The sequence below is a fragment of the Streptomyces sp. NBC_00335 genome, from assembly GCF_036127095.1.
Lineage (GTDB): Bacteria > Actinomycetota > Actinomycetes > Streptomycetales > Streptomycetaceae > Streptomyces.
Genome location: NZ_CP108006.1, coordinates 2443004 through 2455481 on the forward strand (window position 1 = coordinate 2443004; position 12478 = coordinate 2455481).

The following is a 12478-nucleotide window of genomic DNA, read 5'->3' on the forward strand; positions in this document are numbered from 1 at the left end:
TCGTGAAAACCTGAGCGGCGCTGGTTCGTGAATCAGGCCTGAGGGTGTTCCGGCCCGGGGGCTGGCCGGTTATTGGCCCTGAGATTCGCGCAGGCCGGTTTCCGGCGGCGCCGCTGGGTGTTTCGCGTCGATGACGAAGAGGTCCGGCGTGTTACGCCTCCATGAACGAGTGGTTCATGGAGGCGCCGGTGGAAAACCCGGCCGCGGCGATGACCCGGGGAACCTGGCTGGGGGAGCCTGATCGGGCTTCACGGGGTGACTGCCGCGGCCGGGGGCCTGGGGGCGGCCGGGTGGCCGTCAGACGGCCTCCGCGGCCTCGGGGAGGCGGGAGGCGAGGTGGTCGGTCAGCCGCACCACGTCGGCGACGTCGCCGTACTCACGCGCGGCGGTGTCGACGGTCTTGCGCAGCCGGGTGTTGACCCGTTCGGACCGCACCTTTCCCGCCACGTCGAGGGCGCGGCCGACGAGGACGGTGGCCTGCTCGGGCTCGCGCTGGAGCAGGTGCACGGTGGCCATGCCGATGAGGTTGAGGGCGTAGGAGCGCTGGTGCTCCTCGTCCTTCTCGAAGAGCTCGACGGCGCGCCCCATGATCGGCTCGGCGAGGGAGGCGTACATGGGGCTGCGGCCCGCGACGTAGGCCAGGTCCCGGTAGGAGTGGGAGTTCTCGCCGTTGAGCTCGGCCTCGGAGAAGAAGCGGATCCAGTCGGGCTCGGGCTCGGCGTCGAAGCCGACGTCGGAGAAGGTGTCCTCGGCCATCCGCACGGCCCGCTTGCAGCGGCTGGGCTGGCCCATGTTGGCGTAGGCGCGGGCCTCCATCGCATACAGCATGGCCTGGGTACGGGGCCCCGCGCAGTCGCGGCTGCCGTACTGGGCCAGGTGGATCAGCTCCAGGGCGTCCTCGGGGCGGCCCAGGTGGATCATCTGGCGGCTCATGCTGGAGAGGATGTACGAGCCCAGGGGCTTGTCCCCGCCCTCCTTCGCGGCGTGCAGCGCGAGGACGAAGTACTTCTGCGCGGTGGGGTGCAGGCCTATGTCGTAGCTCATCCAGCCGGCGAGTTCGGCGAGCTCGGCGGCGACCTTGAAGAGCCGCTTCATGACCGGGGCCGGGTGGTTCTCCTGGAGCAGGTCGGTGACCTCGTGGAGCTGGCCCACGACGGCCTTGCGGCGCAGTCCGCCGCCGCACTGGGCGTCCCACTGGCGGAACATCACGGTGGTGGCTTCGAGGAGGTCCACCTCGGGTTCGGAGAGCCGGGGCGGCCGGTGGCCGCTCAGGGCGCCCGCCGGCCCCGCCTCCCGGGGTCCCGGGTCGGCGGCCGGAACCGGTACGAGCCAGCGCTGCATGGGCTCGATGAGGGCGGGACCGGCGGACAGGGCGAGCGAGGTCCCGAGGAAGCCGCGGCGGGCCAGCATCAGGTCGCTGCGGGAGAACTCGCCGAGCAGCTCGATGGTCTGCGGGCCGGCCCAGGGCAGGTCGACGCCGGAGACCGAGGGGGTCTGGTGGGCGGTGCGCAGGCCGAGGTGCTCGATGGCGACGACGGATCCGAAGCGCTCGGAGAAGAGCTCGGACAGGATCCTCGGGACGGGCTCGCGGGGCTGTTCGCCGTCGAGCCAGCGGCGGACCCGGGAGGTGTCGGTGCTGATGTGGTGGGCGCCCATCTGGCGGGCGCGGCGGTTGACCTGGCGGGCGAGCTCGCCCTTGGACCAGCCGCTGCGGACGAACCACGACGTCAGCTGCTCGTTGCGGACGGTGGCGTCCTGCGGGGAGTCCGATGCGGCATCTGTGTCCCGGTCCGGCATGCCGGACGACGACACGTCGGACTCCGCACTCGTTCCGCTTGCGCCGTTGCCGCTCACTGGAACGCCCCCATCCGTCAGTCTCTTCAACACGAAACCCAGTCGGGAAACGATCTTCACAGGTCCTTCACGCCATGCCTCCGGCATACCCGCGAACCCGTCTTCCTTCGCGCTTCGTGCACCGAAAGTAATCCTACGATCACCCCTCCGGCGAGGTCGATCCCGGAAACGCCACCATTCGCCACCCCTTCGAATGAACTCGCCACCCGCCAGGCGCGATTCACTTGACACGAAGGCGGAACCGATCGGTTGGACAGGAGCGCGCCGGGGCGCGCGCGGCGAGGAGTGCGCCGGGCATCCCGGCAGCCAACGCAACCAGCCGATGTCGTAACCACCGGCACGTCCGACCCGTTGGAGGGGGCATGGGCATGGGCTTCACGATCGGCGGCAGCCGCGGCACCAAGGAGTTCCGTTCCGGCGCTCGGCGCCGCGGCCGGACGTCGGAGTGCACGACGGTGGCGGAGTACACCGGACTCTGGGGCTGGGACGTGGTCCCCGGCGCCCGGGCCGCGGGGCCCTCCCGCGACTGTTCCTGCGGTCATACGAGTTGTGGTGCGCCGGGGGCGCATCCGCTGGCCCTCGCTCCGACCGTCCCGGCCGGCGCCACCCTCGACGAGGTCACCGAGACCTGGAGCGGGTACCCGGGCGCCGCGGTACTGCTCCCCGTCGGCCGCTCCTTCGACGTCATCGAGGTGGCCGAGGAGGCCGGGCGGCGGGCGCTGGTCCGGCTGGAGCGGATGGGCCTGCCGCTCGGCCCGGTGACCGCGACCCCGGACGGCCGGGCCCGGTTCTTCGTCGCCCCGGGGGCGGCGGCCGGGCTGCCGCAGCTGCTGTACCGGATGGGCTGGGACGACGCCGGTCTCGATCTGCGCGCGCTGGGCCAGGGCTCCTACGTCACCGCCCCGCCCTCGGACTTCGCGGGCCTCGGCCCGGTGAGCTGGATGCGTCCGCCGGCTCTGGACTCGGCCGGGGATCCCCCGCAGGCCCGCCTCCTGCTGGGCACCCTCGCCTACCTCTGCCACCGGCTGCGCCGCGCCTAGCTCCGCACCTGGCTCCGCCCGTGCACCTGCCCGCGGCCCCGCCCATGGCAATGCCCCCGGGTCCTGGGGACCTCGGGGGCACTGGCCGGCGTAGGAGCGTCGGGCGCGGTCAGTCGCCGATCAGGGCGTCGACGAAGGCCTCCGGCTCGAAGGGCGCCAGGTCGTCCGCGCCCTCGCCGAGGCCGACGAGCTTGACCGGGACGCCGAGCTCGCGCTGGACGGCGATGACGATGCCGCCCTTGGCGGTGCCGTCGAGCTTGGTCAGCACGATGCCGGTGATGTCCACGACCTCCGCGAAGACCCGGGCCTGGGTCAGGCCGTTCTGCCCGGTGGTGGCGTCCAGGACCAGCAGGATCTCGTCGAGCGGACCGTGCTTCTCCACGACGCGCTTGACCTTGCCGAGCTCGTCCATCAGGCCGGTCTTGGTGTGCAGGCGGCCCGCCGTGTCGATGAGCACCACGTCGGCGCCCTGGGCGATGCCCTCCTTGACCGCGTCGTAGGCGATCGAGGCCGGGTCACCACCCTCGGGTCCGCGCACGGTGCGCGCCCCGACCCGGTCGCCCCAGGTCTGGAGCTGGTCGGCGGCGGCGGCGCGGAAGGTGTCCGCCGCGCCGAGCACGACGCTGCGGCCGTCGGCGACGAGCACGCGGGCGAGCTTGCCGGTGGTGGTGGTCTTGCCGGTGCCGTTCACGCCGACGACCATGATGACGGCGGGGGTGTCCACGCCGCTCTCGGTTTTCACGGCGCGGTCGAAGTCGGTACCGAGGAGCGCGACCAGCTCCTCCTTCAGCAGGGCGCGCAGATCGGCGGGGGTGCGGGTGCCGAGCACCTTGACCCGCTCGCGGAGCCGGTCCACCAGTTCCTGGGTCGGAGCGACACCGACGTCGGCGATGAGGAGGGTCTCCTCGATCTCCTCCCAGGTGTCCTCGTCGAGGTGCTCGCGGGAGAGCAGCGTGAGCAGTCCCTTGCCGAGCGTGTTCTGCGACCGGGCGAGGCGGGCGCGCAGCCGGACCAGGCGGCCGGCGGTGGGCTCGGGCACCTCGATCTCGGGCGCGGCCGGAACCTCGGCGACGGGGGCTTCGGGCTCCGCGACCGGGGCCTCGGCCTCGGGCAGCACGACCTCTTCGATCGTGCGGCGCGGCTCTTCCGCCGTCGGTGCGGCGTCCTCCCCCACCTGCGGCTCGGCGGGCGGGGCAGTGATGGTCGGCGTGCTGGGCGGGGCCGTGGGGGGCAGCTGCTTCTTCTTGCGGCTGCTGACCACGAGCCCGCTGATCGCACCGACCGCGACCAGGGCGATGACTACGGCAAGGATGAGGATTTCCATAACCAGCCCAGTATCGGCCACGCGCACCCCGGGGCGGGGACCCTGGAGGTTCATACCGGGCCGTAAGCCTCTGTTTGTGGTTTTTGCGGCAAATCTACGATGATGAGCAGCCCCCCATCACACCCCCGCCTCCCCCACGGAGTACACCTATGCCTGCCGAGACCGCCGTCGAGTCGCGCGGCCTGGAGCCCGTCCCGGACGCCGAGCGCCGCGGCCGGGTCCGCGAGCTCGTCCCGACCTGGGTCGCCGCCAACATCAGCGTGCTGCTGCTGACCATGGGCGCCGGTCTCGTCATCTTCAACAAGCTGAACATCTGGCAGGTGCTCGTCGTCGCGATCGCCGCGCCCGTGGTCTCCTACGGGCTCGTGGGGCTCATATCCATCGCGGGCAAGCGCGGCGGCTCCCCCGGCATGGCGCTCTCCCGGGCCGTCTTCGGCCAGCGCGGGAACCTCTTCCCCGGCGCCCTGATCTGGGTCGCCCGGTGGGGCTGGGAGACCATCAACGCGGTCAGCGGCGCCTACGCCGTCCTGACCGTCCTCGACCTGGTCTTCGGAGTGAAGAAGAACACCACCCTGATCGTCGTCACCCTGCTCTTCTTCGTCGGCTGCACCTTCCTGGTCTCCGGCCTCGGCATCAACGCGCTGCGCGTCTGCTCCAAGTGGTCCACGTACCTCTTCGGCGCGTTCAGCGTGCTCGTGCTGGGCTACCTGATCGCCGAGACCGACTGGTCCGCCGTCTTCGCCAAGCCCGCCGGCTCCACCGCGATGATGATCGCGGGCATCGGCACCATCGCGGCCGGCGGCATCAGCTGGGTTCCCTCCGGCCCGGACTTCACCCGCTACCTTCCCCGTACCGCCTCCGCCCGGGGCATGGTCGGCGCGACCATCAGCGGCGCGGCCGTCGTCGTGATCCCGATGGTGCTCATGGGCGCGGTGATGGCCGTCGCCACCCCCGACCTGGCCACGGCGCAGGACCCGGTGTCCTTCATCGGCGAACTGCTGCCGACTTGGATCGCGGTCCCGTACCTGCTGATCGCGCTCGTCGGCATGCTGCTCATCAACTCGATGTCCATGTACTCGGCGGGCTTCACCGCCCAGACCCTCGGCATCAAGGTCCCGCGTGCGGCGGCGGTCAGCGTCAACGCCGTCATCAGCCTGGTCTTCGGCTTCCTGCTGATGGTGGTCGCCACCAGCTTCTTCGGTTCGTTCATCTCCTTCCTGACCCTGCTGGCCGTGGCCTTCTCCGCCTGGATCGGCGTCTTCGGCGTGGACATGCTGCGCCGCCCCTCCTACGACGGGGCCGCGCTGCTGGACACCACGCGGAGCAGCGCCTACTGGTACCGGGGCGGTTTCGCCTGGCAGGCCATGACCGCCTGGGGCCTGGCCCTGGCGGTGGGCCTGCTGTTCACGAAGGTCGACTGGTTCAGCGGCCCGCTGGCCACCACCTGGATCGGGCAGAACGGCCTGGGCTGGGCGGCGGGCATCGTCACCTCGGCCGTGCTGTACGCGGTCCTGCCGCGCACGCCGGCGACTCCGGCGGCTCCGGCTCCGCAGGCCCCGGCGGACGAGCGGGTCCCCGCCGGATCCCTGTCCAACTGACGCCACGTCAGCTAACGTCCCCCTTCGCCCGCCCACCCACCTCCGGCGAAGGGGGACTTCTCCATGCCCATCACCGTGGCCCGGTTCAACCTCATCGACCCGAACGGCACTCCGGAAACCCTCTCCGCCCGCTACAAGGCCGCGCTGGAGATGGCGAAGTACGCGGACGACCGCGGGATCGACACCATCCAGACCGAGGAGCACCACGGCACCGACAACAACTGGCTGCCCTCCCCCTTCGCCTTCGCGGGCGCGGTCTTCGGCGCCACCCGCCGGATCGCGGTCACCGTCTCGGCGATCATCGGCCCGCTGTACGACCCGCTGAAGGTCGCCGAGGACATCGCCGTACTGGACCTGCTCAGCGGCGGCCGCCTCGTCACGGTGGCCGGCATCGGCTACCGGCCCGAGGAGTACGAGCAGCACGGCGTGGAGTGGGGCCGGCGCGGCAAGCTCCAGGACGAGCTGCTGGAGACCCTGCTCAAGGCCTGGACCGGCGAGCCGTTCGAGTTCCGCGGCCGTACCGTACGGGTCACCCCGCGGCCCTTCACCCAGCCGCACCCGCTGCTCCTGGTCGGCGGCAGCTCGGAGGCGGCGGCCCGCCGGGCGGCCCGCCTGGGGCTGCCGTTCTTCCCGAGCGCGCACCTGCCCGAGCTGGAGGCGTACTACCACGCGAAGCTCGCGGAGTACGGCACGGAGGGCTTCTGCATGATGCCGGCGGCCGAGACCCCGCTGCTGCACATCGCGGAGGACCCGGACCGGGCGTGGGACCAGTACGGCGAGCGGTTCCTGCACGAGGCCGGGATGTACGCCTCCTGGCAGTCCAAGGACATCCGCAGCGCCGTACGGTCGGGTGCGCACACGGTGGAGGAGCTGCGCGCCGAGGGCGTGTACCGCATCCTGACCCCGGACGAGGCGGTCGCGTACGCCCGCGGCGCCGGCGAGGCCGGGAACCTGGTGCTGCACCCGCTGTGCGGCGGGATGCCCGTGGACGAGGGCTGGCGGAGCCTGCAGCTCCTGTGCGAACAGGTGCTGCCCCGCCTCAAGGACTGAGACGGGGCAGTACCCGCTGCGGGAGGAGAGGGGCTGTTGGCGGGGTCGGTCAGCCCATCTCCTCCAACGCCTTGCCCTTGGTCTCCGGCACCCACTTGAGGATGAACGGGATCGAGAGCACGGCGAAGACCGCGTAGATGACGTACGCCCCGGACAGGTTCCAGTCCGAGAGCGTCGGGAACGAGACGGTGATGACCCAGTTGGCGATCCACTGGGCGGCGGCCGCCACGCCGAGGGCCGCGGCGCGGATGCGGCCCGGGAACATCTCGCCGAGCAGGACCCAGACCACCACGCCCCAGGACAGGGCGAAGAAGAGCACGAAGCAGTTGGCCGCGATGAGGGCCACGAGCCCCTGGGCGTGCGGGAGGGCGATGTCGCCACCGCTGGTGTCCTTGTAGGAGAAGGCCCACGCGGCGAGCGCGAGGGAGATCGCCATGCCCACGGACCCGATGAGCGCGAGGGGCTTGCGGCCGATGCGGTCCACGAAGACCATCGCGATCACCGTACCGATGATGTTCACGACGGAGGTCTCGAAGGAGTACAGGAACGAGGAGCTCGGGTCGATGCCGACCGACTGCCACAGCGAGGAGCTGTAGTAGAAGATCACGTTGATGCCGACGAGCTGCTGGAAGACGGAGAGGCCGATGCCGATCCAGACGATCGGCAGGAAGCCGAAGCGGCCGCCGAGGAGGTCCTTGAAGGTGGACTTCTGCTCCGAATGGATGGCGCTGTCGATCTCGCGGACGCGGGCGTCGGCGTCGATGCCCTCGCCCTCGACCTCGCGCAGGACCGTCTTGGCCTTCTCCATGCGGCCCGCCGAGACGAGGAAGCGCGGGGACTCGGGAATGGCGAAGGAGAGCAGGCCGTAGAGCACGGCCGGGACGACCATGACGCCGAGCATCCACTGCCAGGCTTCCAGGCCGCCGATCTTTCCGCGCTGGTCGCCGCCCGCGAGGTTGAGGATCCCCCAGTTGACGAGCTGGGAAATGGCGATTCCGATGACGATCGCGGCCTGCTGGAACGAGGCGAGCCGGCCGCGGTAGGCGGGCGGGGAGACCTCGGCGATGTAGGCCGGGCCGATCACCGAAGCCATGCCGATGCCGAAGCCGCCGATGACCCGCCAGAGCGCCAGGTCCCAAAGGGCGAACGGCAGGGCGGAGCCGATGGCACTGGCCGTGAAGAGGACGGCGGCGATCTGCATGCAGCGGATGCGGCCGATCCGGTCGGCGATCCGGCCGGCGGTGGCCGCGCCGAGGGCGCAGCCGATCAGCGCGGCCGCGATCACCTGGGCGAGCGTGCCGGAACCGACGTCGAAGCGGTCGCGGATGGCCTCGACGGCGCCGTTGATGACGGAGCTGTCGTAGCCGAAGAGGAATCCGCCCATCGCGGCGGCCGCGGTGATGAAGATGACGTGCCCGAGGTGGTCGGGCTGCGATACGTGGCCGCCGCCTGAGGCCTGGGGCGGCGTCGTCCTGCTGCTCAAGGTGCGCTCCTGCGTGCCGGCTGTGGTGACGGGCTGAGGGTGTGATCCCTCCCAGTGGCACACAGGTCAAGATCGGGCACCACCCGGAGGGGCCATCGGAGCGCACGTGCCCCGCATCGGCGCGGCCACACCCGGCCGGCCCGTCAGCGGAGGCGCTGGCTGATGACCTTCGAGACGCCGTCGCCCTGCATCGAGACCCCGTAGAGCGCGTCGGCGACCTCCATCGTCCGCTTCTGGTGCGTGATCACGATCAGCTGCGAGCTCTCCTGCAGCTCCTCCATGATCCGGATCAGCCGCTGGAGGTTGGTGTCGTCGAGGGCGGCCTCGACCTCGTCCATCACGTAGAACGGGCTGGGCCGCGCCTTGAAGATGGAGACCAGCAGGGCCACGGCGGTCAGCGAGCGCTCACCGCCCGAGAGCAGCGACAGCCGCTTGACCTTCTTGCCCGGCGGCCGGGCCTCGACGTCGACGCCCGTGGTCAGCATGTTGTCCGGATCCGTCAGGATCAGCCGGCCCTCGCCGCCGGGGAACAACCGCGAGAAGACCCCCTCGAACTGGCGGGCCGTATCGCGGTAGGCCTCCGTGAAGACCTCCTCGACCCGCTGGTCTACCTCCTTCACGACCTGAAGGAGGTCGGCTCTGGTCTTGCGCAGGTCCTCCAGCTGCTCGCTGAGGAACTTGTGCCGCTCCTCCAGCGCCGCGAACTCCTCCAGCGCCAGCGGGTTGACCTTGCCGAGCTGCTGGTAGGCCCGCTCGGCCGCCTTCAGCCGCTTCTCCTGCCGGGCGCGTACGAAGGGCTCCGGCCCGGCGTCGGGATCCGGGGCCTCCCCGTCCGCGGACGGGCTCGGCGGCACCGGCTGGTCGGGCCCGTACTCGGCGACCAGCCCCGCGGCCGCCATCCCGAACTCCTCCAGCGCACGGCTCTCCACCTGCTCGATCCGCATGCGCTTCTCGGCGCCGAGCACCTCGCCGCGGTGCACGGAGTCCGTGAGCTTGTCGAGCTCGCCCTTCAGGCCGCGGCCCAGTCCCCGGGCCTCGTCGAGCTCGCGCTCGCGCACGCCCTTCGCGTACTCGGCCGACGTGCGCTCCCCCACGGCGCGGGTCAGCGACACCTCGATGTGGGCGAGCAGCTGGCGGGCTCCGGCGGAGACGGCCGCGGCCACCTTCGCCTCGTACCGCAGCCGTTCCCGGCGGCGTTCGGCCCTGGCCCGGGCCTCCCGCTCGGCCCTGGCCCCGCGGTCGAGGGAATCGGCCCGGCCGGCGAGCCCCTTGACCCGCTCCTCATGGGTCCTGAGCTGCAGCCGGGCCTCCATCTCGGTCTGCCGTGCGTTCGCCCCGTCGGCCGCGAGCCGGTCCCTGCGCGAGGTGTCCGGCTCCTCTTCCGCGGGCATCTCCTCGGCGACGGCGAGCCGTTCCGCGCACTCCTCTACGTCGGCCAGCGCCTGCTCCAGCGCATCCTGCGCCGTGGCTGCGGCCGCGGCGGCGCGCTCGGCTTCGCCCAGCGCCCCCTTCGCCTGCCCGGCGAGCCGGCCGAGCTGCTGCGCGACCCCGGCCCGGGCCCGCTCGGCGGCCCGCCGGAGCTCCCCGAGCTCCTCGACCCGGGCCCCGGCCGCCACCCGGCGCGCATCCGCGGACTCCTTCTCGCCCGCCAGCACCAGACACCGGCCGTCCAGCCGTGCCAGCTCCGCCGCCGCCTCGTCGACGGCGGCCTGCACTTCGATCAGGCTCGGCACCCCGGCGGACCCGCCGTGCGCGAGGTGCGCCCCGAGCACGTCCCCTTCACCGGTCACGGCCACGAGTTCGGGCCGCGCGGCAACCAGCGCCTCGGCCTCATCGAGCCCCCCGACCACCACGAAGTCCCGCAACACCCACGCCACGGCCCGCACCACTTCGGCGTCCCCCTGCACGAGCCCCCCGGCAGCAACGGCACGCACGAAGTCCCCACCAACCACGGAGACCGACCCCACCCCAGCCACCCCAGCCACCACTTGAGGCACGGGGCCCGGCACACCCAACCCCGCCGCCACCTGAGGCACGGGGCCCGGCAAATTCAGCCCCGCCGGCGTTTGAGGCGCGGGGTCTGGGGCGGAGCCCCAGTTTCGGGAAGGGGCGGGGTGGGGGAAAACCGCCCCCGCCGCAACCCCACCGGCAGCCCCAACCCCGGAAACCCGCTCCAGGCCCACGGGGCCCACGCCGGCCCCCGGGCCCGAGTCCGGGGCCTGGGCCTGGGCCGGGGCCGGGGCCGGGGCCGACGCCGGATCCGGGGCCTGCCCCGGGACTCCCGCTCCGCCCCCAACCACCGAACCGCCGGAGGCCACCGCCTGCCCCGGGACTCCCGCCCCACCCCCAACCACCGAACCGCCGGAGGCCACCGCGCCGGGAGCAATCAGGAACGCGGCCCTCCCCGCCTCCCCGTCCCGCAGGTACCGAATCGCCCCGGCCGCCGCCGCCGTGGACGTGACGGCCACCGCGTCCGCCACCGCACCCAGCGCCGCCGCCACGGCGACCTCGTACCCCGGGGTCACGGACAACCGCTGCGCCGCCGGACCCAGCAGCCCCTCCAGCCGCGCGGCGAGCAGCTCCGCCGTACCGTCCTTGCGGCGCAGCCCCATCGCCAGGGCATCCCGTCGCGCCGACACCGCCGCCTTCGAACGCTCCGCCGCCGCCAACGCGTCCCGGGCCTCCCCGAGTCCGGCCTCCGCCGCCGCCAGCTCGGCCCGCGCCGCCTCGTACTCCCCCGGCCCCGAAGCGGAACCGGAAGCATCAGCCGCCCCCGGGGACCCCGGGGACTCCTCCTCCCCGACCTCCCGCGCCAGCGCCTCGTACTCCTCGCGCGCCTCTTCCGCCCGCGCCCGCGCCCCGTCCCGCGCCACGACCAGCCGGTCGATCTCCGCCTGGGCCGCGCCCGCGCGGGAGCGGGCCGCGCCCAGCCGGCCCGTCAGCCGGGCCAGCGCCTCGCGCCGGTCGGCGATGGCCCGCGCCACGTCCCGTAGCCGCCGTTCCTCGTCGGCCAGCGAGCGCTCCAGCTCGGCCCGGTGGGCGACCGTGTCCTCCAGGGCCCGCGCGGCGGCCTCCAGCGCGGCCGTCAGTTCCGCCTCCTGCTCGCGGATCCGGGCGGCCTCCTTCTCCATGTCCTGCGGATCCCGGCCGTGGCGCTCGTCCTCGGCCGGCGCCGAAGCGGAGGTGACCCGGGCGTCCGCCAGCGACACCGTCCCGCGCACCCGTTCGGCGAGCTGCGACAGCTCGTACCAGGTCTGCTGCGCCCGCTGGAGCCGTGGCGCGAGTTCGCGTACGGCCTCCTCCAGTTCGGATTCCCGCCGCACCGCCGCCGCGAGCTGCGCCTCGGCCGCCTCCTTGCGCTCCTTCAGGGCCGCCTCGTCCGCGATCTCCGCGTCGAGCGCGCCCTTGAGCGTCACGAGGTCGTCGGCGAGCAGCCGCAGCCGCGCGTCCCGCAGGTCCGCCTGGATCACCGCCGCGCGCCGGGCCACGGCCGCCTGCCGGCCCAGGGGCTTGAGCTGGCGCTGCAGCTCGTTGCCCAGGTCCTGCACGCGCGCGAGGTTGGCCTGCATCGCGTCGAGCTTGCGCAGCGCCTTCTCCTTGCGCTTGCGGTGCTTGAGCACTCCGGCGGCCTCCTCGATGAAGGCGCGGCGGCCCATCGGATCGGCGTGCAGTACGGAGTCCAGCTGGCCCTGTCCGACGATGACGTGCATCTCGCGGCCGATGCCGGAGTCGGAGAGCAGTTCCTGGATGTCGAGGAGGCGGCAGGTGTCACCGTTGATCTGGTACTCGCTGCTGCCGCCGCGGAACATGATCCGCGTGATGGTGACCTCGGCGTACTCGATGGGCAGCGCGCCGTCGGAGTTGTCGATGGTGAGCGAGACCTCGGCGCGGCCGAGCGGCGGGCGGCCGGTCGTGCCGGCGAAGATGACGTCTTCCATCTTCCCGCCGCGCAGGGACTTGGCCCCTTGTTCGCCCATGACCCAGGAGAGCGCGTCCACCACATTGGACTTGCCGGAGCCGTTGGGGCCCACGACACAGGTGATGCCCGGCTCGAAGCGCAGGGTGGTTGCGGAGGCGAAGGATTTGAAGCCACGCAGGGTCAGGGACTTGAGGTGCACGCCGCCGGACT

General features: G+C 72.4%; 7 protein-coding genes. 3 read left to right on the plus strand and 4 right to left on the minus strand.

All coding sequences use genetic code 11. The features are described 5' to 3' along the window. Nucleotides 1–297: 297 nt before the first annotated feature. A complete protein-coding gene (gene nsdA / locus OHA37_RS10670) occupies nt 298–1797 on the minus strand; it encodes a transcriptional repressor NsdA (protein ID WP_266912661.1) in 1500 nt (499 codons plus the stop codon). Between the two features lie 425 nt (nt 1798–2222). Between nsdA and OHA37_RS10675 the strand changes: the two genes are divergently transcribed. Then, nucleotides 2223–2894: a bifunctional DNA primase/polymerase gene (locus tag OHA37_RS10675; protein WP_266904090.1), complete on the plus strand. Its 672-nt coding sequence runs from the start codon at nt 2223–2225 to the stop codon at nt 2892–2894. A gap of 109 nt (nt 2895–3003) precedes the next feature. Here OHA37_RS10675 and ftsY read toward each other — a convergent pair whose 3' ends face one another. Continuing rightward, nucleotides 3004–4218, minus strand: a complete 1215-nt coding sequence (gene ftsY, locus OHA37_RS10680) for a signal recognition particle-docking protein FtsY (protein WP_266904091.1) — start codon at nt 4216–4218, stop codon at nt 3004–3006. 149 nt (nt 4219–4367) lie between these two features. On the opposite strand from ftsY, the gene OHA37_RS10685 reads away from it, so the two are divergent. Together OHA37_RS10685 and OHA37_RS10690 are read left to right on the plus strand one after the other, a co-directional pair. Further along, nucleotides 4368–5816 (plus strand): cytosine permease, encoded by a 1449-nt coding sequence (locus OHA37_RS10685; protein WP_266904092.1) that lies wholly within the window; start codon nt 4368–4370, stop codon nt 5814–5816. Nucleotides 5817–5879: 63 nt separating this feature from the next. Beyond that, nucleotides 5880–6866, plus strand: coding sequence for an LLM class flavin-dependent oxidoreductase (locus tag OHA37_RS10690; RefSeq protein ID WP_266904093.1), 987 nt, complete (start codon nt 5880–5882; stop codon nt 6864–6866). A gap of 49 nt (nt 6867–6915) precedes the next feature. Here the strand turns inward: OHA37_RS10690 and OHA37_RS10695 are convergent, their stop codons facing one another. Further along, on the minus strand, nt 6916–8349 hold the full coding sequence (locus tag OHA37_RS10695; RefSeq protein WP_266904094.1) for a sugar porter family MFS transporter: 1434 nt from the start codon (nt 8347–8349) through the stop codon (nt 6916–6918). 143 nt (nt 8350–8492) lie between these two features. Beyond that, nucleotides 8493–12467 carry a chromosome segregation SMC family protein gene (locus tag OHA37_RS10700; RefSeq protein WP_266904095.1) on the minus strand — a complete coding sequence of 1325 codons (3975 nt, stop codon included), beginning with the start codon at nt 12465–12467 and terminating at the stop codon, nt 8493–8495. Nucleotides 12468–12478 lie beyond the last annotated feature (11 nt).

Excerpts from the sequence above, each read along its gene's own strand:
- OHA37_RS10675 (WP_266904090.1), top strand. The coding sequence starts at position 2,223 with ATGGGCTTCACGATCGGCGGCAGCCGCGGCACCAAGGAGTTCCGTTCC.
- OHA37_RS10685 (WP_266904092.1), top strand. The coding sequence starts at position 4,368 with ATGCCTGCCGAGACCGCCGTCGAGTCGCGCGGCCTGGAGCCCGTCCCG.
- OHA37_RS10690 (WP_266904093.1), top strand. The coding sequence starts at position 5,880 with ATGCCCATCACCGTGGCCCGGTTCAACCTCATCGACCCGAACGGCACT.
- ftsY (WP_266904091.1), bottom strand. The coding sequence starts at position 4,218 with ATGGAAATCCTCATCCTTGCCGTAGTCATCGCCCTGGTCGCGGTCGGT.
- nsdA (WP_266912661.1), bottom strand. The coding sequence starts at position 1,797 with ATGCCGGACCGGGACACAGATGCCGCATCGGACTCCCCGCAGGACGCC.